This is a genomic window from uncultured Agrobacterium sp. (assembly GCA_913777615.1).
In the GTDB taxonomy this organism is placed as follows: domain Bacteria; phylum Pseudomonadota; class Alphaproteobacteria; order Rhizobiales; family Rhizobiaceae; genus Agrobacterium.
Genome location: CAJYTK010000007.1, coordinates 265,317 through 289,946, shown reverse-complemented (window position 1 = coordinate 289,946; position 24,630 = coordinate 265,317). Strand labels below are relative to the sequence as shown.

Here is a 24,630-nt window from a genome sequence, read left to right as displayed (position 1 = left end):
GGACATGCCTGAAATCGCCCTCACCGCGTCGGGCCCTGGCGATCAAGCGAAAGCTCCACTGCTGTCGCTGCGCGGCCTGTCTAAAAGCTACGGCCAGATCCGCGCCAATCAGGCGGTCGATCTGGATGTGGCGGAGCATTCGATCCACGCCATTCTCGGCGAAAACGGCGCTGGCAAATCCACGCTGATGAAGCTGATATATGGTGTGGAAACGCCGGACGAGGGCACAGTAACATGGCGCGGCGAGCCGATCCGGCTCGCCTCACCCGCCGATGCTCGCCGCCAGGGCATCGGCATGGTCTTCCAGCATTTCTCACTATTCGAGACGCTGACGGTTGTCGAAAACATCTCACTCGTCGTCCCTGGAAGGAAGAGCGACCTCATCGCGCGAGTGCGATCACTCGGACGTGATTTCGGCCTCGATGTCGATCCGCTTGCCCATGTGCATGCGCTTTCGGTCGGCGAGCGGCAGCGTGTGGAGATCATCCGCTGCCTGATGACGGACCCGAAGCTCATTATCCTTGATGAGCCAACGTCGGTGCTGCCGCCGCAAGCGGTCGAAAAACTTTTCGATACACTGAAGCGTCTGCGCGAGCGCGGCGTCTCCATCCTCTTTATTTCTCATAAGCTTGAGGAAATCCGCGCCATCTGCGACCGCGCCACCATTCTGCGCGGCGGGAAAGTCACCGGCCATGTCGACCCGCGCGAGCATGACGCGCATGATCTGGCCCGCATGATGATCGGTCGTGACATGCCGGAAATCAAAACCGCGACCGTCGCCGAAACCGGCGAGAAGCGTCTCGAGTTGATCGGTCTCGACCATACGCCTGTCGACCCGTTCGCTGTGCCGTTGAAGCGTGTGACCCTCGAAGTAAAATCGGGAGAAATCGTCGGTATCGCAGGCATTTCCGGCAATGGTCAGTCAGAACTATCTGCCATCATTTCCGGAGAAACCCGGCTTGGGCGCGAGGCAAAGGATCGCATCTTCATGATGGGGGTGGATGTCGGCCGTCTTGATGCCGCGGCCCGCCGCACACTAGGCTTCGCCTTCGTGCCGGAAGATCGCCTCGGCCGCGGTGCCGTGCCGGAACTGTCGCTTACCCTCAACGCTCTTCTGACCGCTCATCCACTCGGCTTGCTCAAGTCCGGTCTTATAGATCAGGCTGGCGCAAAAGCCTTCGCCGAGGTCTGCATTCGCGATTTTGATGTGCGCACACCGGGGCCCGAGGCGGAGGCCGGCGCGCTATCCGGCGGCAACCTGCAAAAGTTCATCGTCGGCCGCGAGATCATGCTCGGACCAAGACTCCTCTTCGTCGCTCAACCCACCTGGGGTGTCGATATCGGCGCCGCCATGGCCATCCGACAAAAGCTGATTGCCTTGCGTAATGCCGGCATGGCGATCCTGGTCATTTCCGAGGAAATCGAAGAGCTTTTCGAAATCTGCGACCGCATTCAGGTGTTGAATGCCGGAACGCTCAGCCCCTCGCTCACCACCTCCGAGACCCGCGTTGAAGATGTAGGGCGCTATATGATCGGCGCAGATCCCGTTGCCTCCACCGAAATCACCTCTGCCGGAAAGCTATCCGCATGAGCGCCTTCCCTCGCCTTATGCGCCGCGAGCGTGCGTCTTTAACCGCGACGATCATTGCGCCACTCGTAGCGCTTGCCATCGCGACGCTGATCAATCTGGCGCTCTACGCCGTAATGGGCAAAAGTCCTGCAGCTGTCTTCTACGCCATGCTGCTTGAGCCATTCCTGTCATGGGCCTCCTTTTCCGAGGTGCTTTTGAAAATTGGGCCGCTGCTACTGATCGCACAGGGAATTGCCATCGGCTTCCGCGCCAAGGTGTTCAATATCGGCGCCGAGGGGCAATTCATCCTCGGGGCGATCTTCGCATCGGCCATTCCGATCTATTATCCGGAAGCGACCGGAGGCTGGATCTGGCCCGCCATGTTGCTCTGCGGTGCCATAGGCGGCGCGCTCTGGGCCGCGATCACAGCTTTTTGGCGTGTGCGACTGAACGCCAACGAAATACTCGTGTCCTTGATGCTGAGCCTCGTTGCGGCGCAGGTGCTCAACTATCTCCTGCTTGGTCCATGGAAAGACCCTAACGGCTTCAACTTCCCGCAATCGGTGATGTTTCAGTATGACGCCATGGTCCCGATCCTGATCGAGGGTACACGGGTCAACTGGTCCTTCCCGCTCACGATCGTTCTGTCGCTTGCGGCATACATCTTCATGCAGAAAAGCTTTCTGGGCTACAAGCTGCAAGTGGGCGGCCTTGCTCCCCGTGCGGCAGAGTATGCCGGTTTCAGCCAGGGCCGCGCCATCTGGCTTTCGCTTCTGATCGGCGGCTTTGCCGCTGGTCTCGCGGGCGCGGCGGAAGTGGCCGGGCCAATCGGGCAATTGCAGCGGTCGATTTCCACCGGCTACGGCTATGCCGCCATCATTGTTGCGTATCTCGGCGGATTGCATCCTATCGGCATTATTCTGTCGTCGCTGGTAATGGCAGTAATCTACATCGGTGGTGACAATGCCATGGTTTCGGCTGAACTGCCGATTGCAGCGGTGCGAGTGTTTCAAGGCAGCCTCTTGGTCACCTATCTCATCGCAGTCGCCTTCGTGCGCTACCGCCTGGAATGGCCAAAACCCGCAGATCGGAGGCCGGTATGAACGCCATAGACTTCATCCTCTCCGGCATGCTGGCAGCAGCGACACCCTTCCTGCTCGCAGCATTGGGCGAGTTGGTCGTCGAACGCGCCGGCGTCCTCAATCTCGGAGTGGAAGGACTGATGGCACTCGGTGCGGTCATTGCCTTTATCGTCGTCTATCATGGTGGCGGTCATGTGCTGGCCTTCCTCGCAGCCGGCTTTATCAGTGTCCTCCTCTCCCTCGTCTTCGCGCTTGTTGCACTCGGTTTTCGCGCCAATCAAGTCGCAACCGGCCTTGCCATCGGTATTCTGGGCCAGGGCCTCTCGGCTCTCTTCGGCAAGACCTACGAGAGCTTGACCGTCAGGGGGCTGCCGAAAATTGCCATTCCTGGCCTCTCCGATCTTCCCGGCATCGGCGGTCTTTTCGTGCAGGATATCGTGGTCTGGCTCTCGCTTCTCCTAACGCTCGCCATCTGGGCTGGCTTCACCTTCAGCAAGACGGGGCTTGTCATTCGGGCTGTCGGTGAAAACCCCAAGGCTGCACACGCGATTGGCTATTCTGTCATCGGCGTGCGTGTAGCAGCTATCGCGTTCGGCGGCTTGCTGGCTGGCTTTGCCGGCGCCTATGCCTCCGTCGTCTACACGCCGCTTTGGGCCGATGGCATGATTGCCGGACGTGGCTGGATCGCAATCGCACTTGTCGTCTTCGGCACTTGGTTGACAGGCCGCATCTTTCTCGGCGCATGTCTGTTTGGTGCCGTCTCGCTGATGAGCCTTGCCGCCCAGGCAACAGGCGTGGAACTGCCCTCGCAGCTCCTCTCCAGCCTGCCCTACCTTGTCACCATCATCGTACTTGGCATCATCTCGGCCAACAGGCGGCTGTTGAAACTTAATGGCGTCGCCTCTCTCGGAGAGCCCTTCGAGCGATAAGACAGATAGACAATAGGATGCGTCTGACCGAATTCCGGTCAGATTCAAACCTTCGCAAGATCAAGAAGATGTCGTGGCAAGCTGTTCATGCATTGCGTGCCGTTGGGCGTCACCAGAAACTGGTCCTCGATCATCAGTGCCCCGAAGTTCTGCCCATAGAAAGGCGCTTCAAGCGCAACGACCATATCAGCCTCGATGATTTCCAGGCTGCCTGCCGAGAAGAACGGCCATTCCTCAATGCCGACGCCGCCGCCAACCGAGTGGCCGAAGTGTCCGCGGTAATACTCCCCGAACCCATCGCGCCGCATGGACTGGAGCATGGCATCATGCACCGCGCCGAACGTGTTGCCGGGCCTGATCTGTTCCAGCCCTGCATGAAAGGCAGTCTCAAGCGCCTGGAAAATATCTTGCGCCATAGACGGTGCCGGACCGTAGGTCATCGTGCGCGCACCATCGGATGAGTAACCATCAACCAACGTGCCGACATCGGCCTTGATCAGCGCTCCGGGCGTGACTTTAGCCGCACCGTCCGAAAGGTCTGCTCCAACGGAGATATAATCCCAATGGCCACTTAGCGAAAAACCGCCCGCCTTGGCAGATTCCTGCGCACCCGCTTTCCAGGCAGCAGACAGAGTGGGCACGGAGGCGTTTAGAGAAACAGCCTCCATCATGCGCTTCAACCCAGCTTCTGCCGCAATCGCGGCCCGCGTCAGTCTTTCAATTTCTCTTGTTGTTTTGACGACACGCAACCGTCGCAGCACCAAGGAACCATCGACCCAGTGAACGGCAGGAATGGAGTGTTTCAACGCCTCGAAATCCGCCGCGGGCATGAACTCGAGATCGATGCCGATCTTCGCATTTGTGAGGCCGTGGTCCCTCAAGAGGTCTGAGAGGAGATTGAAGCACGTCGCACGGTCAAAAGTCTCAGGTCGCTTTCCCGCTATACCAGCCCGTCTATATGCCTCGTCGATATCGCAGATCGCCTTGACGCCTGACATATCAACCACGTCGATCCAGATGCGATGCGTGCGGATTTCGATCTCTGGCGCCCTCTGCCTAACCATCGGAGCCGCATGGTCGCTGACGATGGCTGCAAGCGGTCGCTGAGCATTTTCCGGCACGAGTGCAATGGCGGCACCGGCCCTGCCCCACATGGTGGCAACGCCTGCGGGAGCACCGATCGCATACTGGAATGCCTCCGGCTGGAACAGAACCAAGGCATCGAGATCGGCCTCTCGCATGAGCCGCTCGGCACGCTTCCTGTCCAAATCGCTCACGGTTCGTCTCCCACGCAAAGCCCCGCATCGGACTTACCCGAGGCTGAGGAAAATCACCAGCCGGAATCCCTTTTGCGAGCCAGGCCAGCTATGGCTCAAGCCAAGACCAGATGTCCGGGCGACACTTCGCGATATTCACGCGGCGGCGGCACATATCCGACAGGACGAACCGGGCTCTTGAGTTCATCGGTACCGGCGCCACGCCTGATACCGCGACGAGCCGGATCGGGTACAGGCACGGCGGCCATCAGCTTCTTGGTATATGGATGCTGCGGATTGGCGAAAATGTCGGAGCGCGGTCCGATTTCGACGATCTCGCCGAGATACATCACAGCAACCCGGTGGCTGACGCGCTCGACCACCGCCATGTCATGACTGATGAAGAGGAAGGCAATCTTAAACTGCTCCTGCAAATCCATCAACAGATTGCAAACTTGCGCCTTGATGGACACATCGAGAGCCGAAACGCTTTCGTCGGCAACGATTACTTTTGGATTGAGTGCCAGTGCGCGTGCAATGGCAACGCGCTGGCGTTGACCACCTGAAAATTCATGCGGGTAGCGCTCCATCATTGCCGGCGACAATCCCACTCTCTCCAGCAATTCCGCAGCTTTACGGCGTGCCTCGGACGGCGAGGCAATGCGATGCTTTATCATCGGCTCCGCCACAGCAGAACCGACGCTCATGCGGGGATTAAGGCTGGAGAATGGGTCTTGAAAGATCATTTGCACGCTTCTGCGAAGCGATCGAAGTCCGGTTGGATCTAGACTTAGGACGTCATAACCGTCGAGCGAAACCTTGCCCGCCTCGGGCTCTACCAGCCGGGTGATGGAACGCCCCGTGGTGGACTTGCCGCAGCCGGACTCACCCACCAGCGACAGGGTCTCGCCCTGAAACAGATCGAAGCTGATGTTCTCCACTGCATGAACCGCGCCCGTCACCCGACCGAACAGGCCTGAGCGAATTTGAAAACGGGTCACCAGGTTTTTCACGGAGAGAACTGGCGTCAGGCCACCGTCTACGGTGTCCGCTACCTCGACGCTCTCGCCCACCTCTCCCGTTTGCATATCGACCTTGGGAAAGCGCAAGGGGCGGCCATGCCCGTCCATAGAGCCAAGTTTTGGCACTGCCGCTAGAAGCGCACGTGTGTAAGGATGTTTGCCCCGATGAAAGATATCCGCTGTATCACCGGTTTCGACCTGGTCGCCACGGAACATCACAATGGTACGGTCTGCAATTTCGGCGACGACACCCATATCGTGAGTGATGAAGAGGACCGCCATGCCGTCTTCTTCCTGCAAGGTCTTGATCAGGTCGAGAATCTGCCCCTGGATGGTAACGTCCAATGCGGTCGTCGGTTCGTCCGCGATCAGAAGCTTCGGCTTTGAAGCCAGCGCCATCGCGATCATGACGCGCTGACGCATGCCGCCGGAAAACTGATGCGGATACTCATCGAAACGATTGGCCGCATTTGGGATGCGCACCTTTTCCAGAAGCCTGACGGTTTCGGCCCTGGCCTCCGCTTTGCTCATCGCCTTGTGTCGGATCAATACCTCAGAGATTTGACGCCCCACCGTGAAGACGGGATTGAGCGACGTCATCGGCTCCTGAAAGATCATAGCGACATCGTTGCCGCGCACATGGCGCATCTCTTTTTCGGAGAGCGACAAAATCGATTTGCCGCTCAGTTCGACCTCGCCTTTGATCCGGCTGACCAAAGGATCAAGGAGCCGCATCAGCGAAAGCGACGTGACACTTTTGCCCGAACCGCTTTCTCCGACAATGGCGACCGTTTCTCCGGCCTTCACCTCAAAAGAGAGACCGCGAACCACGGTCTTCCATTCGTCATCGACCTTGAAAGAAGTCGTCAGGTTTTTGACACGCAGAACTGTTTCGTTGGAGGTTTGCCGTTTGGTCGTCATGGCTCATCTCCCCACAGCATAGGCCTGCATCAGGCGCGGTGTTGCTGCTGCACGAAGCAGCCCATCCTGATCGCGTCGTGCTGCCGTCAGACGACCGACGGTCCAAGGCTCGGCAGGCGTCACGTCATGGCCGCGGCTGCGCAATTCGCGCAGCGCGTCTTCGCCGACGCTGGTCTCGATCATCACGTTGCCCGGCTGGCGAGTGCGCGGATAGAAAGACCCCGGGAAGTGCGATGTGTGGAAGAGCGGCAGATCGATCGCTTCCTGCAGGTTCAAACCGAAATGGGCGTAACGAAGGAAGAAGGAAAGCTGCCACTGGTCCTGCTGGTCGCCACCGGGCGTTCCGAATGCGAGCGTCGGGCGGCCCTCGAAGAGTGCAAGCGACGGCGTCAACGTCGTGCGGGGGCGCTTGCCGGGGGCCAGTGATGTTGGAAGACCCGGCTTCAGCCAGAACATCTGCGCGCGGGAATTCAGGCAGAAACCGAGGCCTGGCACGATAGGCGAGCTTTGCAGCCAGCCGCCGGACGGGGTAACCGAGACCATGTTGCCCTCACGGTCGATGACATCGATATGAACCGTATCACCACGCTTTTCTGTCAGATGCGACATGGTCGGTTCATAGACCGCACCGATCCCCTGCATGGAGTTGAGCATCGAAAGCGTCAGATCGCGCTGGTTCTCAAATCCCGGCACGAGTCCGGGACGCAAATCCATCGATGCCTTGTCCGAAATGAGCTTTCGGCGCTCATCATTGTAAGCGTCCGACAGCAAGGTCTGCACCGGCACCTGCGCGAATTCCGGGTCTCCGTAGTAAACCTCACGGTCGGCATAAGCGAGTTTCATCGCCTCAACGACGGTGTGGACGAAATCCGGACCAGTCGGATCCATCTTGCCAATATCGAAACCCTTCAACAGCGCCAGCGATTGCAACAGCACCGGGCCCTGCCCCCAAGGGCCGGTCTTGGCAATCGTCCAGCCGTGGTAGTCATAGGTCGTCGGCGCATCGATCGTTGCCTGATAGCCTGCCATGTCATCAGCAGTCAAAACTCCCTTGTGTCTCGATCCGCTCGCATCCATCACCTCGGCGTCAGCCAGGTAATCACCAATCTTCTCGGCAACAAAGCCACGATAGAAGGCATCGCGCGCCGCCTCGATACCGGCTTCACGGTCACCTTTGGCTTCCGACTCCTTGACGATCCGCTTCCAGGTTTCGGCAAGCACTGGGTTCTTGAAGCTCGAGAGCGGCAGCGGCACGGCGCCTCCAGGCACCCATGTCTCATAAGACGTTGGCCATTCAGTTTGGAAGAAATGCGCCAGACCTGCAATTGAGGCAGAGACACGCGACAGAAGCGGATGACCGTTTTCCAGATAGTGGATGGCAGGCTCCAGCACCTCGCGAACACTCATCGTGCCATAATCGCGCAGCATCAGCATCCAGCCGTCAAAGGCTCCGGGAATGACGGTTGCCAGCAGGCCATCGCCAGGGATGATATCGATGCCCTCGCACTTGTAGTGCTCGATGGTTGCGCCAGCAGGTGCCGGGCCCTGCGCGCAGATGACCTCGACCTTGTCCTTTTTCTTCGAATAGATCACGGCAGGCATATCGCCACCTGGACCGTTCAGATGCGGCTCGAGAACCTGAAGCACGAAGCCCGTGGCAACAGCTGCATCGAAGGCGTTACCGCCCTTTTCGAGAATGCTCATACCGACCGATGAGGCGATCCAGTGAGTCGAGGTCACGACACCGAACGTACCGAGGATTTCAGGGCGGGTTGTAAATGCGGTCATGGGAAAAGGTCCTTCGGGAATGTCAGTGTTCACGCGGATCGAGCGCATCCCGCAGGCCATCGCCTAGCAGATTGAAACCGATCACCACGAGGAAGATGGCAGCCCCCGGCCACATGGCCATCCAGGGTGCCTGAGAGAGGTAGTTTTTCGCGACATTGAGCATCGAGCCCCAGCTTGCAGCGGGCGCCTGCTGGCCAAGTCCGAGAAAAGAAAGGCTGGCCTCGGCGATGATCGCGGTGGCCACCGTCAATGTTGCCTGGACGATGATGGGCGGCACGATGTTCGGCAAGATGTAGCGCAGCATGATATCGTGGTGACCAAGCCCGATAGAGCGAGCACCTTCGATGTAGTCCTCCGTCTTGACCGCCAGCACCTGCGCGCGCGTCAGCCGGATGAAGATCGGCATGGCTGAAAGACCGATTGCAATCATAGCATTGGTGAGGCTTGGGCCGAGGAACGCAGCCAGCGCGATCGCCATTATCAGAAACGGCATAGCGAGAAAGGCTTCGGTGATGCGCGAGATGATCTGATCCAGCCATCCGCCGAAATAGCCGGAGATGAGACCAAGCGGCACACCCGTAATCACCGCTATGAAAACGGAGATGACGCCTGCCATTAACGACGCCTGCGCGCCCCAGATCATGCGTGAAAATATGTCGCGACCGATATCGTCTGTGCCAAGCCAGTGCGCCGCAGACGGCGCCTTGCGGATGGCGCTCCAGCTCGTGGCATAGGGATCGGCGATCGGCAGAAGCGGTGCAAGAAGCGCCACAAGTCCGAAGAACACGATAATCATAAGACCGGCGATGGCGCTTTTATTGCGCTTCATCTTCCTCCAGGCGCGACTTTGAGACCGCTGGGTGACAGGTGCAACAGTTTGAACGGTCGCGCTCATATCGCAGCCCTCATGCGTGGATTGAGGAGAACCGTGACAACGTCTGCCAGAAGGTTCATCAGGATGAAGCCGATAGCGGTACATAGAACCACGCCCTGCACGACCGCATAGTCACGGGTGAAGACGGCATCAACGATGAGCTTTCCAAAGCCCGGAATGGTGAAAATCTGCTCGGTCAGAACCGCCCCCGCGAGCAACTCACCGAACAGCAGCGCCGACAATGTGATGATGGGCAGGAGCGCATTTCTGAAGGAATGGCTAAGTACGACCTGCCAGCTGGACAGGCCCTTAGCTCTGGCGGTGCGGATATAGTCTGATTTCATCACCGAAAGCATTGCCGAACGCGTGTGGCGCATCAGCGTTGCAGCCAGGGCGTTGCCGAGAACGAAGGACGGCATGATCATTGTTTGGAGAGATCGCACAGGATCGACAAAGATCGATTCATATCCCGATGCCGGGAGCCACCCCAGTTGAACCGAGACCAGAAGAATGAGCATGATGCCGAGCCAGAAATTCGGAATGGAAAGACCCGAGAGCGCGACGATGTTCGACACGTAATCGATCCAGCTATTCTGCTTGACCGCGGCGAGAATGCCGATCGGAACGCCGATAACCAAAGCGAAAAACATGGACATGACCGCAAGCTGAATCGTCACTGGGAGCTTCTGCCCGATGAGCTCGAGAACCGGCTGATTGGTCCTGAGCGATACGCCGAAATCGCCTTGGACGACCGAGCCGAGCCAATAGAAATACTGGTATACGACCGGGTCGTTCATCCGATACCGCTCCCGCAGCAGTTCGATGACCGCAGGATCACGCTCTTCCCCCGCCATCGCCAGGATGGGATCCCCTGGCAAAAGCTTCTGCAGCGAAAACACAAAAATCGAAATGATCAACAGTGTCGGTATCGCAACCAACAACCGCTTACCAATATAAATATGCATGGTGGAAATCCCTGAAAGCCTGGACGCCAGGAGACGGAACAGGCGCCGCGTTTCGGCGCCTGAACCTATGTTATCAAGGTCTTAAGAGCCTTTCTTCACGCCGGCCAGACGGATCATACCGTCCGTCGATGGCGTAAAGCCCGTCACCGCTTTCGACGTGGCATAGAGATAGGCCTGATGGCCGAGATAAATGATCGGAAGATCGTCATTGAGGATCTTGGTCGCAGCATCATACTTCTGCTTGCGCACTGCGTTGTCGGTGGAAGCACGGGCTTCGTCCAGCAACTTGTCCACCTCAGGATTGCAATATTTGGTATCGTTGATGCCGCCCTTACAGGTAATGAACTGATGGATATTGCCATCGGGATCGGACCGACCCGACCAGTCAGAGCGCGACAGGACGTAGTTGCCCGCAGTCTGCTCCGAAAGGAGTGTCGCGAACTCCGTTGCCTTTAGCTTCACGTCGAAGCCTGCTTCCGCCGCCATGGCCTGGATGACCTGCATCATCTGCGTCTGTGTGGTGTTGTTGGCGTGCTGCAGTTCGATTTCGTAGCGCTCGAAGCCGGCTTCCTTCATCAAGGCCTTGGCCTTCTCGACATCGCGCGCCGGTACTGGAACATCCTTATTGTACCAGGGGCTCGTCGGCGGCCACGGCTGATTACCGGCCATCGCGGTGCCTTCGAAGACGACCTGGTTGATTGCCTCACGATCGATAGCTAGCGAAAACGCCTGGCGTAGACGCTTGTCTTTTCCGAAAGGGTTGTCGGCACGCTGACCGTTGGCAATGTTGGCATAGAGCGCCAGATAGCCGGGGCCTACGACCTCGCCATATGTGAGCTTCGGATCTTCCTTAACGGAAGCGGCGTCGGAAGCAGAAATGCGCTCCGCCATATCGAGATCGCCCGCGCGCAAGTTTGCCAGACGCACGGTGGTGTCCGGAATGGGCAGGAACGTCACCTTGTCTAGAAAGATGTTGTCCTTGTTCCAGTAGTCTGCAAACTTCTCCAGCACGATCCGGTCCTGCTGGATCCGTTCGGCGAACTTGAATGGACCGGCGCAGACCGGCTTCGAACCGAAGTTGGCACCAAGCTCCTTGCCCGCTTTCGGAGAAATCATCATGCCCGCGCGATCAGAGAGCTGGGCGAGCAGGCTGGCATCCGGCTTCTTCAGCGTGAACTTGATTTGGTATTGACCTGTCGCCTCGACCTTGGCAACGGAAGCCAACTCGCTCTTGCGGCGCGATTCCGGCATCGTCATGTTGCGCTCGATTGTATAGACGGCAGCTTCTGCATTGAACGGCGTGCCGTCATGGAAGAGTACGCCTTCACGCAGATCCATCGTCAGCGTGCTGCCATTGTCGCCCCAAGCCCATTTCGTTGCGAGCTGAGGCACCACGGCGAGGTTATTGTCGAGATCCACCAGCTTGTCGCACATGCTGGTGTAGACGAGGCGCCCCACGAAGGTTCGTGACTGAGCGGGATCGAGTACATCGGCATCGTCCTGCAAACCGATGCGGATTTCAGCGGCAATGGCCGAAGACGATATCAGTGCCGCTGCCAGCAGAGCACTCGAAAGTTTTGCAATTTGTCTCATGTCGTTCTTCCTCTGATCGGTTTGAGGCAGCCGGTTTTCCGGTTCTTGCCATGTTCGTCGTTTTTCAGGTCTCTCCCTTTGCCCCATGATCGAGATGATCCATCGATGTTTGGCGGATCAGACGTTCCTGGAGCGTCAGAAGGTGATTTCGCATAGCCTCGCCCGCTTTAGCCGGATCGCATGCCGCAATCGCATCGATGATTTCGGCGTGCTGGTCGCGCGATTCCTTGAGTGTGTCGTCGACGCGCCGCGCCCGTTCCCGGACGGCCTGCCAGGACGGGTCCTGACGGACTCGGTTCACAACGTCGAAAAGCGAAAGAAACAATTGGTTGCCGGCGCTCTGAGCGATCAGACGATGAAGCGAGCCGTCCCAGAGCTCACGCCAGTCTGCGTCGGTGCGTTCATAAATCTTCGCGCATGTTTCTCGCATTCGGAGAATGTCCGAGGGCTTGGCCCGCATGGCAGCGAGCTGCGCCAGTTGCGGTTCGATACGAAGCCGAACCTCCATGATCTCCATGAAGTCGGTGCCAGGCACCAGGCTTGCTGCATGGTCACCCCAACTATCGGGCTTTTGGCCAAGAAAGGTTCCCGCTCCTTGGCGACGCCAGATCAAGCCCTCAGCTTCAAGCACCTCCAAAGCGCGCCGGATCTCTCTCCGACCGGCGCCAAGTCGCTCGCTGAGCGTGCGTTCCGTCGGCAATTTTCCATCGCGTCCAAAAGCACTTACGGCAATAAGTTCGCGTAAACGCTCAAGCGCAAAATTGGCATTTTCGGGTCCGACGATGCTGGATTTTTCGTTCATTGGTTCGTACCAATTCAATATTGGTTCAATGAATGACGAACACGTCCTTTCGTCAAGCCTAAATTTTATCCAAGTAGAAAATTTATGCAGGACAACAGCAGCGAAGAGGATGATTGCGGCTAGAAGACACGAAAAAGCAGCGGCTATGTTGCTGGCCGCTGCGGATAAAGAACGTCAGGTTGATCGCCGAGCTAAGGCAATATCAAGCTGCCAAAGCTGTTCGATGAACTTCCATAAGCTCATGATAACATGATGTATTTCCGGCAAGAACCGGTTGACCTTCGAAGAGCTTCTCACCTTCCAGTGAAAAGGGCATGAACTGCCCACCAGCCTCTTTCACCAGGCAAAAACCCGCCATGCAGTCCCAGGCGCGCATATGAGGCTCGTAATAGCCCACCAGGCGACCTGCCGCCACATAGGCCAGCATCAACGCACCAGATCCATTACGGATGAAGTTGCCGCCGCGGGCCATGACGTCGCAGATAATCCGACCGACTCGCTCCGGGGTGACGTAGTTGTTGCAGCCGATCCCGGTCAGAGCATTCTGTATCGTTCTGGAGGGATCGAGCGTCAAAGGCACGCCGTTCAAGCTTGCACCCCGCCCTTCGGAAGATGCGTAGGTTTCGTCTGCGCATGGAACGCGGATGACACCGATGACCGGCTGGCCGTTGCGAACCACTGCGATCGACACACACCAGCTCGGCATGCCGTTAACGAAAGGAGCGGTGCCATCGATCGGGTCCACGACCCAAGTGTAGCCAGACACGCCGTCGTCGTAGCCATGCTCCTCACCCAGGAAACCGTCGCCGGAGAAGACTGCCGCAACGCGCTCCCGCAGCATGGTTTCGACGTTGCGATCTGCGATCGAGACGACGTCCTGGAGGTCTCTTTTCGTCTCTACCACAAGGCTGTCGCGCTTATTGAAATAGTCGAGCGCCATCGCCCCGGCCTCAACCGCCAGTTCCTTTGCGAGCGCAAAGCGCTGCTCGAGGTCGTCATTCCGTTCTGTCATTTCCGATATCCTTGGTTCAATCCGCAAGTGTCACGCGTCAATGAGCGCTATGCCACGGTTTTTAAAACTCAGTGTGACGTCGCTGGCTTCATTCACAGTCTGGGCCATGTCGTGATCGACGATAAAAAGTGTACCCACTTCCGTTTCGACTTCATATTCGACGTGGCCGCCAAGATAGGCCGTATGCAGGACACGCCCCGGCATCCCGCCCTCACCCGGCGCGCCGATCCGGATCGATCCTGGACGAACGGCAAGTTTCGCAGCGCCTGATCGCGGCTCTCTACTTTTGATTCGGTGCTCGCTCTGACCAATGCGAACGACCGCGTCATCGCCTGTCTGCGAGACGACTTCGCAGGGTACGACATTCGCCTCGCCCATAAAGTCTGCAATGAAAGACGATGCCGGGGCTTCGTAAAGTTCGCGCGGAGCACCTGACTGAGCAACAGCGCCATCTTTCATGACGATGATGCGATCCGACACAGCCAATGCCTCGTCCTGGTCGTGTGTCACGTAGACCGCGGTAAAGCCGATGCGTTGCTGCAATTCGCGAATGTCGGTGCGCACGCGCCGGCGCAGTCGGGCATCGAGGTTCGACAAAGGTTCATCCAGAAGAAGCACTTGCGGTTCCAGCACGAGAGCGCGCGCGACTGCAACACGCTGCTGCTGGCCGCCGGAGAGTTCAGCCGGAAGACGGTGACCCATGCCGGCAAGCCCGACAAGCCTCAACCCTTCTTCCGCCTTGTCCCGCGCCTCGGCCTTTTTCAACCCTGAAGACTGAAGACCGTAGGCCACATTGTCGAGTGCGCTCATATGGGGGAACAGCGCGTAGGACTGGAACACCATAGAGACATCACGCTCATTGGCGGGCAGCATGGTGACGTCTTTGCCGCCGATCAGGATGCGACCGGAGTTCGGATGTTCCAGCCCAGCCAGCATTCGAAGCGTCGTTGTCTTGCCGCAACCGGATGGGCCGAGAAGTGTGACAAGTGTGCCCGGCTCGATCGTGAGCGATAGATCCGGTATGGCAGTAAATGCGCCGAAGGTCTTGAGAACATTCTGGAAAACGACTGAACCGGGTTTAACGGTAATCATGCGGCTTTCTCCTGAGGATTGGATATGGATGGAGTTTGCGAGACGCCGGCAACGCGATTTTCCCGGCGCAGACGTCGTTCTCCTACTGCGAGCTGGAACCCGGCAATAACGGCGATCATGACGACGATGAGCATGGAGGAATAGGCAATCGCCACCCCATATTCACCATTCTCGACAAGCCCGACGATATAAGATGTCGCCATATTGTACTGGGCGCTAACGAGGAAGATCACGGCGCTGATGGATGTGATGGCGCGCACGAAGGAGTAGACAAGTGCCGCTCGAATGGCCGGACGAAGCAGCGGCAGAACCACCAGCCTGATCGTGCGGAAGCTGTTGGCCCGTAGTGTCAGCGAGGCTTCATCGAGGCTCTTGTCCAACTGGCTCATGGCTGCGATGCCGCCACGCACGCCAACCGGCATATTGCGGAATACGAAACACATAATCAGGATGATGGCCGAGCCCGTAATCTCCAAAGGTGGCAGGTTGAACGCCATGATGTAGCTGACGCCGATAACCGTACCGGGAATGGCAAAGCTCATCATCAGCGCAAATTCGAAGAGATTGCGCCCGGCAAATTTCTGCCTGACGATGATGTAGGCGGTCAATAGACCGACGGCGGCGGTAAGCGGTGCTGCGATCAGAGCAATTTCAAGTGTCGTCCAGAAAGAGTTCCATGCAACGCCGGTCCAGGCAATGGAGCCGTTGCTGATACTGACGGAGAAGGCGCGGACGTAATGTTCGATCGTTAGCGTATTATCCAGGCCCCAGGTCTTCACGAAGCCACCGATCAGGATCATGCCGTACACGACCACAGTGAAGATCATCCACGGCACCACGAGGGCGTGAACGGCGATCGACATCGATTTCGGCAATGCGATATGCGCCCCGCTATCGCCCTTACCCGTGACCGTGGCAAAGTTCTTGCCCGCCAGCCAAAAACGCTGAGCCAGGAAAGCGGAGAGTGTGAAGCAGAGGAGAACAATGGCAAGCACCGCTGCCCTTGCGGGATCGTTCTGCGAGCCGACGACGGCGAAGAATATCTCGGTCGAAAGAACGCCGTGGCTCCCGCCCAGCACCAGTGGGTTACCGAAGTCGGCCATGCTTTCGATGAAGCCTATGAGAAAGGCGTTTGCGAGACCGGGCTTCATTAGTGGCAGCGAAACGCGCCAGAAGGTGCGCCAACGGTCGGCGCGCAATGTCTGGGATGCCTCTTCCATGGATGGGCTAACCCCTTCCACCACGCCTATGAGAACGAGAAAGGAAATGGGCGTGAAGGACAGAACCTGGGCGATCCATATGCCTGTCAGGCCATAGAGCCAGCGACCGGGCTCGACACCGAAAACGCTGGACATGAATTCCGTCACGACACCGGCGCGGCCAAAAAGCAGCGTGAGCGCAAGGCCGATCACAAAGGGCGGCGTGATAATCGGCAGCACCGTGAGCAGCCGCAGGCCCTTCTTGAAGGGAAAGCGCGTTCTCGTTGCGACCAACGCAAAGGCAAGTCCGAGGATTGTCGAGCCTGCGGCCGTCATGAGCGCCAGAAACAGTGTGCGCCACGCAACGCCACATCGTCCGGCACCAATGGCGCAATCAAGACTCCAGATGCCAGGATCCTGCATGTTGCGAATGAAGCCATCTGGATTGAAAGAGCCATCGAAATCCTGCAGCGCGCCTACCATCATGCTGCCGATAGGATAAAAGACGAAAACCCCGACCAGGAAGATCAGTAAGGAGATACACGAAACGATAAAGGCATCGCCCTTCATGAAGCCGCGTTCGGCAAGTCCGAACGAGATGAAGAGAACGAAGACGAAGGCCATCGTCACTGCGCCGGCGCCCATGGATGGCTGACCATCAGACAAAGGACCGAAAATACCTTCGCTCGCCTGCCATGCCCATCCTGAGAACCCGATGGCAAGTCCTTGGAGCACGAGGAAGCCAAGGCCCAGACTGCCCGCCGTTACCAGGATGCCTGCCCGCTTGTCGGCATTTGACATCGTCCTAGCCGCTGCTCCCATAAGGAAAAACACGAGGATACCGAACAGCCAGATCCGGCCTTCCGAAACCATCTGGAGAATGCCCGGAGCGACTGTTTTCGACAGCGGAAACTCCGCAAGCCAGCCGAGGCCAAAAAAGCCGCTGTCGATACGGTACCAGGGAACGAGCACCAGCGCGGCCAGTCCCAAGGCCAGAACAAAGTCCAGCCGGCGATTGCCATGGGTCATGGTCAACCTCACAAATTTGAGTGCGTCAGACAAGGGCCGCCTCTATCTCCGGCATTACGGCACGCGGAGATAGAGTCAGCCGGGAGCTATCGATCAGTTGGCGACTGCGCCGACATCCTTGTCCCAGCGTTCGAGCAACTGCTTGCGCTTTGCAGGATCGCCATATGTCTTGAAGTCATAGTTGATCAGCTTGATATCCTCAAAGCGCGGCGCTTCCTTCGGAATCTCGGCATTCTTGTTGGATGGAAGCTGGAAGGACTTGGCGTCTTTCATGCGCGACTGAACGTCGGGTTGTAGCGCCCAGTCGTACCAGATCTTGGCGTTCTCCATATTACGCGCACCCTTGACGATCGACATGGATCCGATCTCATAGCCCGTTCCTTCGCAAGGAGCGATCGACTTTACCGGAAAACCTTCCGCCGTCATCGCCACTGCATCGTGCATGAAGACGATGCCAAGCGCCGTTTCGCCGCGCGCTGCGGCCTTCACCGGGGCAGATCCAGACTTGGTGTACTGAGAGATATTCGCATTCAGCTTCTTCAGGTAATCGAAGGCCTGATCTTCGCCCATGATCTGTACCAGCGAAGCAAGCGCCGTATAGGCCGTTCCCGATGAGTTCGGGTTGGCGATCTGAATTTCGCCCTTCAGTTCAGGCGCCAGAAGATCCGCCCAGCACTTGGGCTCCTTGTAACCCTTCTTCTTGAAGATGTCGGTGTTGTAGCCCCATCCGAGAGCGCCGGCATAAACCCCAACGGTCTTGTAGCCGGCGCTTTCCGCCTGGTTCTTCGCCCAATCCTGCAACTGGTCAAGCATCTTCGATTTATACTCGAGCGTCAGGTTTTCGGACGCTGCCTGAAGATGGGGATCGCCGGTACCGGCCCACCAGACATCGGTTTTCGGATTGCGGGCTTCGGCGCGGATTTTCGCATAGGCCTCGCCGGACGACATGCGCACCATATTCACCTTGATGTCGTGGCTCTTTTCGAAGTCGTTCTTCATCTGCTCGCAGATCACCACATCCGCAGCGCAGATGACGTTGAGATCGCCGGCGGCATGGGCAGGAGCGCCCATAAGAGTGGTTCCTGCCAGAAGCAGGCTGGAAATAAGTGTCAGTCGCATGTTTTCCTCCATAATTTGCGTCTGAATTCTGATCTTGGGGGCAAAACTTCGCCATTCGGCATCCGGTCGGCTGCCGATCTTTTTTCAATTCGAAGCTTGCTTAATTACTGGCTGGGCGGATGAACTTCCGTGTCAAATCTCAGAAGGAGCCTGCCCCTTTCCTCCGGTGTGCCAAACGTCGCAAAGTCATAATCGACCATTTTCATGATCGAGAGGTCAGGGGCACCAGACGGCAAGGCCGCCTTCGCATTGGAAGGAACCTGGTTTTGCCCCGCTGCCGCCCCCGTCGCCTGACCCGCCGGGCTCAGTGAAAAATCCACAAAGCGCCGCGCCTCATCCCTGTTTTTTGTCCCGCGAACGATACTGACCGCACCGATCTCGTACCCCGTTCCTTCACACGGGGCGACGATGACCAGCGGGGCTCCTGCCTCCTTCTGCGTTACCGCATCATGCATGAAAGATATGCCGATCAGGGCCTCCCCGCGGGCGGCAGCCTTCACAGGTGCGGAACCGGCTTTCGTATATTCCGCAACATTGCGATCAAGCGCCTTCATGTAAAGAAAGGCGTCGTCTTCGCCAAAAAGCTGGACCAGTGTTGCGAGCGTAGTGAAGGCAGTACCCGAATAATTCGGATTGCCGGTCATGATCTTTCCGCGGTAGGCATCGCTGATCAGGTCTTTCCAGCATGTCGGGGCTGGTAGCCCCTCTTTCTCAAGAAGGTTTCTATTGTAGGCAAAGCCGAGTGCGCCAGCATATATACCGGCCGCCTGCCCGCCCGACATGGAAAAGAAGTTCTGCGCCCAGGGAAGAAGCTCCGCTTCATGGGGAGACAGATAGGCCTCCAGTAGATTTTCGGAAGCCGCCTGCAGATGCGTATCTCCCGTGCCGCCCCACCAGACATCAATTGTCGGCGCGTCCTTCTCTCTCCTGATCTGGTCTAGAACTTCGCCCGTGCTCTTGCGCACCATGATCGTCTGTACGCCAGTTCTCAACTCGTAGGCACGCTGCATAGCCGCGCACCATGCCTCGTCCGCCGCGCAGAGAACGCTCAGCTTTTCGCCATCCTGCGCAACGGCGGCGCCACAGACCCATAAGGTCAGCCCGGCGCTGAATGCAGCAAGCAGTCTCTTCACGACAATCCTCCCTGGAACCTCCCCGTTCCGATCTTGTGCGTCAGGATGCCAGAAGCCAGCACTTGTGCAATCTGAGAATGGTTACCGATTTTTCAATGCGTCGGGCGAAGGGGCGGAGATCGTTACGAATATTACAATTGTAACAACGCTGATCATCATCCACCTTTTGAATATTCCTTCGCTCTTGCCTATGATCGCTGGTGGGAGGACTACACCGTGCAAAACCAGAGGATCAAGATACTGATCGTCGAGGACGATCCGGATATGGCGGAGCTTATTTCTGATCTCGTCGAGGCCGAAGGCTGGTCTCCGCTCGTCGTTCACTCCGCGGAAGAGGCTACCGCAACACTTGGCCGGGAACAGATGCATCTGGTTCTCCTGGACCACAACTTACCCGGCATATCCGGTAGGACCTTTGCCCAACGCATTCGAAATGTATTGGGATTGAATGTCGGAATTGTCATGGTCACCGCTGCGGGAAGCGCCACCGAACGCGTGCTCGGTTTGGAAACGGCGGCCGATGACTACGTGGTCAAGCCATTCGAGCCTATCGAGTTGACGGCGCGCATCAAAGCGGTTCTTCGTCGTGTTGCGCCATCTCTAAAGGTGGAAAAGGAGCCGGAGCGCGAACATGAGCCTCACTCGCTGCGACTTGGAGATTGGGCGGTGGATCTGTCGGCACGCCGGGCAATGTGCTTGGCCGATCGCAGCAAGACGCTGACCAGCGCGGAGTTCGCGCTCCTGGAAATTCTTGCGGAAACACCGAACCGCCCCGTCAGCCGGTCGCAAATCCTCGATCGCCTGGGAGCAGAGAGCGACCGCTTCATCGATCGCAATGTCGATGTGCTGGTTCTGCGTCTGCGCCGGAAGATCGAGCGTAACCCAGACCTGCCTCAGCACATCCAGACCCGCAGGGGCAAGGGATATGTTTTACATACCGAAAATGCCGGGCAATCATTGTGATCAACCGGCCTTTCCTTCGGTCCATCGCTTTCCGTCTGCCTTTCGCCATCATCTTCATCTGTTCATCGGTCTTTATACTATCGGCAGTGGCTATCTACGGCCTGCAAAAAGCCAAGACGGAAATGGCGACCTACAGTTCGCAGGCATTTTCCAGCCTCGCGCGCGCCTCTTTGATCTCGCGTCGGGTAGCAGATCTGGTGTCCAGCGCGCCGTTATTGATGAACGCAACGTCTCCCTATCGCGTTTCGAGCGAGAGCCGCGCCGTCGTGGTGCAGGTCGACAGCCTGCTGCAAACGATTGCGCAGTACAGGCAGGCAGAAAGCCAGGTCGCGCTTCCAAACGATGATATCGTCAGCCTGCTGCAAACCATTCGCCAGCAGACCCTCTCACTCGCCGCGGACGCAGACGCGGCCCAGCAACACAAGGCCGAGGCCGCCGCAACATTAGGAAAAATCAGCGCTGAGCAGACCGTAAAAGACGACGCGCTTCGTCGTCGGCTTAACGCCCTCGCCCAGGCTGCCGCCAATTCTGCCAGTCTGTTCCAGTTGGGCGAACTTCAGCGGCGCTTCACGGCCGAGACGGGATACGGTGCAGAAGACGCGACGAGATCGGGAGATCTGAGCAACAAAGCGCTCACACTTTACAGAAGCGTTTTCGATGCCCAGACCAAGTATCTGCTGGAAATGTTTGCCATCCAGTCGTCGGCATCAAAACTTCATGCCGTTTCCCGCGGCCTGTCCCACGCCACTGAAACGCAAAGCCAAGCCGTTGCACGCCGATTGACTGATGGCCTCGCCTCGGCATCGGCGGCACTAACCCGGCTGATTGTCATGGTCGCCATTGCCTTCGTGATTCTCGTCATTCTTTCGACTTTGTCGATCCGTTCCGTCATGCGGGTGTCAAACGGCATCACCGCGCTATCAGGAGGCATGAATTCCCTGGCCAAAGGCGAGCAGGAGGTCACGCTGCCAGCCTATCGCGGATCGGAAACAGAGCTCATCCGCCTATCGGACGCCTTCCATGCTTTCAAGGACAGCGTCGACCGCGTGTCTCGCCTTCGCCGCACAGCGGAAGCTGCGGCGCGGACGATCCGCTCCACTTTCCGGACGATGAATGAGGGCATCGCCCTTTTCGATGTTTCGGGCCAGCCGATCACCATGAATAGACGCGTCATCGAGCTTGTCGGCAGACGTGGCGGATCGTCGCGCAAGCTCCCGTTGCGCAATTTCATAGAAACGGTCCCTGAAATCGACCCGGCCCTTTTGCCGTGTGACGGAGACCCCGGCAAGCTTGCCACGCGACTTACCCTGCGCCACCGAACCCAGGATCAGCAGGTCACAGAAATAGCGCTTTCCCGTCAGCCGGATGGTGGCATCGTTGTTCTCGCGCGGGATGTCACGTCGCTTGACCGGCAGGAGGCGGAGGCTGCAAAAGTCCAGCGCCTGGACGGTATCATGCGCATGACCCATCAGCTGAGCCACGAAGTCGGCAATATGATCGGCATCATTACAGGGAGCCTCGGGCTTCTGGAACGCGAGACGGGCTTCAGCGAGCGCCAGCAGCGCAACATCAATCGCATTCGGAAAGCGGCGGATCGAGGTCGGGCACTTGCCAGCAGTATGCTTTCCATTGGCAGCCAGCACCCCATCCACCCAGCCTGCGCGGACATCGGAGCTCTGCTGAAAGGGATGGTGGATGTTCTGGAAATCGCCGTAGGTCCGCGCAATCAGATCAGCCTCGACATCGAAGATGATCTACCGAAACTCGCATTGGATGCGGCGCTTTTCGAACAGTCGATTTTGAACCTCTGCCTGAATTCAGCTGCCGCCATGCCAGACGGCGGATCTATCTCCATTTCTGCAAGAATGCGCGACGATCTTCTAGACGTCTCCGTCCAAGACGATGGACAGGGAATGGATCAGGATGCCGTGGACAGGGCTTTCGAACCTTACTTCACGACCCGTTCTCAGCAGGGAGGAACGGGCCTAGGCCTTGCCATGGTCTATGGCTTCATGCGCCAGAGCGGCGGCGATGCAAGTATCGCGTCAAAACCGGGTGATGGCGTACGAGTGTCGCTGACATTTCCTGTGCCCGATCGGGTTTAAGACATGTGAGCGGGGAGCCGGACCAGATTTGCCGATTGGATGTTGAAAAACAACGCCAAAAGTCACGGCAAGCTAGCTATGCTGGCTTGCGCGGCAACCTTGGCGTGCCTAAAACGTGCCTGATCGAATTTTTCATGAGAGGACAGGCATCTTGGAGCAGGCAGACACCAAAACCGGCAAGCGTCGAAACAAGGCTCTATGGGCAGCAGCGGCAGTGATTGCCATTGTCGCAGCAGGCGCGGTAGGCGGTAAGGCGTTCTATAAAGCAAAAGTCAATGAACTCATCGCTCAAAGTGGAGCCACAGCGGCTTCGGTCGATGTCGATTTTCAGGGGCGAGTCCATATTCGTGATCTGACCTTGCCGATCCAGGAAGACGAAACGTTGCGCATCGCAGCAATTGATGGACGCCCGAAGCTGCCATTCTTCGATGGCGCGTTGGAACTCAGCAATATTTCTTTCGATATCGCCAAAACAAAGGTCGTTGTTCCAAGCGCTCGCATCGATAATGGAGAAATCAAGTCTTCCGGCCAACAGGTCGAAGGTGCGAAAACGCTGTCCCAGCGCCTTGAACGCCTTTCGGCCCGCAGCGTTTCCATGCCGGAATTGACACTTACCCAGCCGGCAATGGCCGGTGGCGAGCAAAAGATCGTCTATTCTAACACAACGTTTTCGGACATCGTCGATGGCCGGATAGCGCGATATTCGATCGAGAAGACCAATATGGATTTCTCGATGAAATCACCTGACGCAGATGGGGCGGGTCAAGCCACGCAAATGAAGATGTCGACCGGTGAGATCAAAGGTCAAGATGTCGATGTCCCCTATATCGCAAGGCTCTATACCGAACGGGCCGGTCCCGATGACAAGCAGGCAAAGCAGGTCTATGGCCCAATGTCGGCCGTAAACGTATCGATTTTCGATCAAAAGGCACGGATAAGCTACGACGAGCTCAGCAGCACTGGATTCAGCGCAAAGATGCCGACCGAGCCACTTGTGGAAACGTTGGCATCATTGACGGAGGTGAAAGATCCAAGCGCGCTTGAACCGGCGGAACGCAAAGCTTTCTTCTCCAAAGCCCTCTCGATTTTCGACATGATGGGCACGAGCGACATTCGGATGAAAGGCCTGAAAGCTCACGATGTCGATAAAGCATCGGGCTCTGAGGGCAAAGATTCCGATTTCGTCATAGAAAACATGGATATGAAAATCGACGGCTATAAGATCGATTTCGGTATCAATGGTTTGTCGGTACTCAATGGTGGCGATAAAGTCGTGGTCGGTGAGATCGCGATCAATGACTTCGATTGGAGTTCCACTGCCGAAGGGATTCGCGAGTTCGCTGGATTGGGCGACCAAGAAATAGCAACCTTCGAATACAAGCGACTGATGCCGGCATTCGGCCGCATGCGGTTCGGCGGTTTGGATTTCGATACATCTGCACCCGAATCCTCCGAGGACGCAGAGGCGGGCGCTCCTGAGCGGATCAAGTTCACGCTCGGAAAATTCGAGTCGGTGATGTTAAAGCCCATCAACGGCATACCGACCGACGTCGAAACCACGCTGGAAGACCTTACCATCCCCTTCGCTGAAAATTCTGAGGAGTTCGCCATGGCGCGCTCCCTCGGCTTGAAGTCATTCACCTCCTCCTATGCTCTTTCCACCTTCTGGGACGAGCCGAAAAATGATCTTGTCATTCGAAAGATGTACTTCAGCGGCAAGGACATGGGCAGCATCGAGATGTCTGGCCTGTTGAGCGGCGTTACCAGACAATTCTTCTCGTTGGACGCAACCAACGCTCAAGCTGCGCTTCTGGGTTTGACGGCCCGTGAACTGAAGCTGACGGTTAAGGATGAAGGCGCCATGGACCTGATGATGAAGGCCTACGCTCTTGAAAATAACGTCAGTGAGGCGGAGGCGCGCGCCACACTGTCACTCGGAACGACCGTCATACTGCAGCAGGTTGCAGAGGAGCGGCCAAAGCTCAAGAGCGTCGTTGATGCGCTCGCAGCCTTCGTCTCCAAACCGGGAACACTCACCGTCACTGCCAAATCGAACGCACCCAACGGTCTGGGCGTATTCGATCTGATGGCCGCATCCCAGGACCCGATGCTTCTGCTTGACAAGGTCGATATCCAGGCAGCGGCGCAGTAAGCCACTGGTATTACGTTAGATGGA

At 57.5% G+C, this 24,630-nt stretch carries 18 protein-coding genes; 6 read left to right on the top strand and 12 right to left on the bottom strand.

The features are described from left to right. The first annotated feature begins 4 nt into the window (after window positions 1–4). Genes QZ862_RS06980 through QZ862_RS06970 form a run of 3 tightly spaced genes read left to right on the top strand, consistent with a single transcriptional unit; the run spans window position 5 to window position 3,581 of the window. Complete coding sequence (locus tag QZ862_RS06980; protein WP_296098470.1) at window positions 5–1,591, top strand: ABC transporter ATP-binding protein; 1,587 nt, start codon at window positions 5–7, stop codon at window positions 1,589–1,591. After that, window positions 1,588–2,673, top strand: a complete 1,086-nt coding sequence (locus QZ862_RS06975) for an ABC transporter permease (RefSeq protein WP_296098468.1) — start codon at window positions 1,588–1,590, stop codon at window positions 2,671–2,673. Before QZ862_RS06980 ends, QZ862_RS06975 begins: the two co-directional genes overlap by 4 nt. Continuing rightward, window positions 2,670–3,581, top strand: coding sequence for an ABC transporter permease (locus tag QZ862_RS06970; protein WP_296022096.1), 912 nt, complete (start codon window positions 2,670–2,672; stop codon window positions 3,579–3,581). The genes QZ862_RS06975 and QZ862_RS06970 overlap by 4 nt, the downstream gene beginning before the upstream one ends. Before the next feature lie 44 nt (window positions 3,582–3,625). Here the strand turns inward: QZ862_RS06970 and QZ862_RS06965 are convergent, their stop codons facing one another. The 12 genes from QZ862_RS06965 to QZ862_RS06910 form a co-directional block, all read right to left on the bottom strand. After that, the gene (locus QZ862_RS06965; RefSeq protein ID WP_296098465.1) at window positions 3,626–4,858 is read right to left on the bottom strand and encodes a Xaa-Pro peptidase family protein; all 1,233 of its coding nucleotides are present in this window, start codon (window positions 4,856–4,858) and stop codon (window positions 3,626–3,628) included. A gap of 95 nt (window positions 4,859–4,953) precedes the next feature. Then, window positions 4,954–6,780: an ABC transporter ATP-binding protein gene (locus QZ862_RS06960; RefSeq protein WP_296098463.1), complete on the bottom strand. Its 1,827-nt coding sequence runs from the start codon at window positions 6,778–6,780 to the stop codon at window positions 4,954–4,956. A gap of 3 nt (window positions 6,781–6,783) precedes the next feature. Then, the gene (locus tag QZ862_RS06955; protein ID WP_296098461.1) at window positions 6,784–8,568 is read right to left on the bottom strand and encodes a gamma-glutamyltransferase family protein; all 1,785 of its coding nucleotides are present in this window, start codon (window positions 8,566–8,568) and stop codon (window positions 6,784–6,786) included. Window positions 8,569–8,590: 22 nt separating this feature from the next. Continuing rightward, window positions 8,591–9,463 (bottom strand): ABC transporter permease, encoded by an 873-nt coding sequence (locus tag QZ862_RS06950; protein ID WP_296098457.1) that lies wholly within the window; start codon window positions 9,461–9,463, stop codon window positions 8,591–8,593. Beyond that, window positions 9,460–10,407, bottom strand: a complete 948-nt coding sequence (locus QZ862_RS06945; RefSeq protein WP_296022085.1) for an ABC transporter permease — start codon at window positions 10,405–10,407, stop codon at window positions 9,460–9,462. The genes QZ862_RS06950 and QZ862_RS06945 overlap by 4 nt, the downstream gene beginning before the upstream one ends. An 81-nt stretch (window positions 10,408–10,488) precedes the next feature. Next, window positions 10,489–12,000 carry an ABC transporter substrate-binding protein gene (locus QZ862_RS06940; RefSeq protein WP_296098454.1) on the bottom strand — a complete coding sequence of 504 codons (1,512 nt, stop codon included), beginning with the start codon at window positions 11,998–12,000 and terminating at the stop codon, window positions 10,489–10,491. Window positions 12,001–12,064: 64 nt separating this feature from the next. Then, window positions 12,065–12,802 (bottom strand): FCD domain-containing protein, encoded by a 738-nt coding sequence (locus QZ862_RS06935; protein ID WP_296098451.1) that lies wholly within the window; start codon window positions 12,800–12,802, stop codon window positions 12,065–12,067. 202 nt (window positions 12,803–13,004) lie between these two features. Further along, on the bottom strand, window positions 13,005–13,814 hold the full coding sequence (locus tag QZ862_RS06930; RefSeq protein ID WP_296098449.1) for an inositol monophosphatase family protein: 810 nt from the start codon (window positions 13,812–13,814) through the stop codon (window positions 13,005–13,007). Between the two features lie 30 nt (window positions 13,815–13,844). Next, window positions 13,845–14,906 carry an ABC transporter ATP-binding protein gene (locus QZ862_RS06925; RefSeq protein ID WP_296098446.1) on the bottom strand — a complete coding sequence of 354 codons (1,062 nt, stop codon included), beginning with the start codon at window positions 14,904–14,906 and terminating at the stop codon, window positions 13,845–13,847. Beyond that, window positions 14,903–17,134, bottom strand: a complete 2,232-nt coding sequence (locus QZ862_RS06920) for an iron ABC transporter permease (RefSeq protein WP_296098605.1) — start codon at window positions 17,132–17,134, stop codon at window positions 14,903–14,905. Before QZ862_RS06920 ends, QZ862_RS06925 begins: the two co-directional genes overlap by 4 nt. Before the next feature lie 93 nt (window positions 17,135–17,227). Then, window positions 17,228–18,253: an ABC transporter substrate-binding protein gene (locus QZ862_RS06915; protein ID WP_296098442.1), complete on the bottom strand. Its 1,026-nt coding sequence runs from the start codon at window positions 18,251–18,253 to the stop codon at window positions 17,228–17,230. A 104-nt stretch (window positions 18,254–18,357) separates the two neighbouring features. Next, entirely contained in the window at window positions 18,358–19,386 is a 1,029-nt protein-coding gene (locus tag QZ862_RS06910; RefSeq protein ID WP_296098441.1) for an ABC transporter substrate-binding protein, read from the bottom strand. Window positions 19,387–19,602: 216 nt separating this feature from the next. Between QZ862_RS06910 and QZ862_RS06905 the strand changes: the two genes are divergently transcribed. The 3 genes from QZ862_RS06905 (at window position 19,603) to QZ862_RS06895 (ending at window position 24,606) form a co-directional block, all read left to right on the top strand. Further along, window positions 19,603–20,349: a response regulator transcription factor gene (locus tag QZ862_RS06905; protein WP_296084017.1), complete on the top strand. Its 747-nt coding sequence runs from the start codon at window positions 19,603–19,605 to the stop codon at window positions 20,347–20,349. Next, complete coding sequence (locus QZ862_RS06900) at window positions 20,346–22,454, top strand: ATP-binding protein (RefSeq protein ID WP_296098438.1); 2,109 nt, start codon at window positions 20,346–20,348, stop codon at window positions 22,452–22,454. Before QZ862_RS06905 ends, QZ862_RS06900 begins: the two co-directional genes overlap by 4 nt. Window positions 22,455–22,605: 151 nt before the next feature. Next, window positions 22,606–24,606 (top strand): hypothetical protein, encoded by a 2,001-nt coding sequence (locus tag QZ862_RS06895; RefSeq protein ID WP_296098436.1) that lies wholly within the window; start codon window positions 22,606–22,608, stop codon window positions 24,604–24,606. The last annotated feature ends 24 nt before the right edge of the window (window positions 24,607–24,630 follow it).

Bases quoted from the DNA above. Each gene is read 5' to 3' on its own strand.
- QZ862_RS06920 (WP_296098605.1), bottom strand. From the start codon at position 17,134: ATGACCCATGGCAATCGCCGGCTGGACTTTGTTCTGGCCTTGGGACTG.
- QZ862_RS06935 (WP_296098451.1), bottom strand. From the start codon at position 12,802: ATGAACGAAAAATCCAGCATCGTCGGACCCGAAAATGCCAATTTTGCG.
- QZ862_RS06925 (WP_296098446.1), bottom strand. From the start codon at position 14,906: ATGATTACCGTTAAACCCGGTTCAGTCGTTTTCCAGAATGTTCTCAAG.
- QZ862_RS06950 (WP_296098457.1), bottom strand. From the start codon at position 9,463: ATGAGCGCGACCGTTCAAACTGTTGCACCTGTCACCCAGCGGTCTCAA.
- QZ862_RS06930 (WP_296098449.1), bottom strand. From the start codon at position 13,814: ATGACAGAACGGAATGACGACCTCGAGCAGCGCTTTGCGCTCGCAAAG.
- QZ862_RS06980 (WP_296098470.1), top strand. From the start codon at position 5: ATGCCTGAAATCGCCCTCACCGCGTCGGGCCCTGGCGATCAAGCGAAA.
- QZ862_RS06955 (WP_296098461.1), bottom strand. From the start codon at position 8,568: ATGACCGCATTTACAACCCGCCCTGAAATCCTCGGTACGTTCGGTGTC.
- QZ862_RS06960 (WP_296098463.1), bottom strand. From the start codon at position 6,780: ATGACGACCAAACGGCAAACCTCCAACGAAACAGTTCTGCGTGTCAAA.
- QZ862_RS06940 (WP_296098454.1), bottom strand. From the start codon at position 12,000: ATGAGACAAATTGCAAAACTTTCGAGTGCTCTGCTGGCAGCGGCACTG.
- QZ862_RS06915 (WP_296098442.1), bottom strand. From the start codon at position 18,253: ATGCGACTGACACTTATTTCCAGCCTGCTTCTGGCAGGAACCACTCTT.
- QZ862_RS06945 (WP_296022085.1), bottom strand. From the start codon at position 10,407: ATGCATATTTATATTGGTAAGCGGTTGTTGGTTGCGATACCGACACTG.
- QZ862_RS06975 (WP_296098468.1), top strand. From the start codon at position 1,588: ATGAGCGCCTTCCCTCGCCTTATGCGCCGCGAGCGTGCGTCTTTAACC.
- QZ862_RS06970 (WP_296022096.1), top strand. From the start codon at position 2,670: ATGAACGCCATAGACTTCATCCTCTCCGGCATGCTGGCAGCAGCGACA.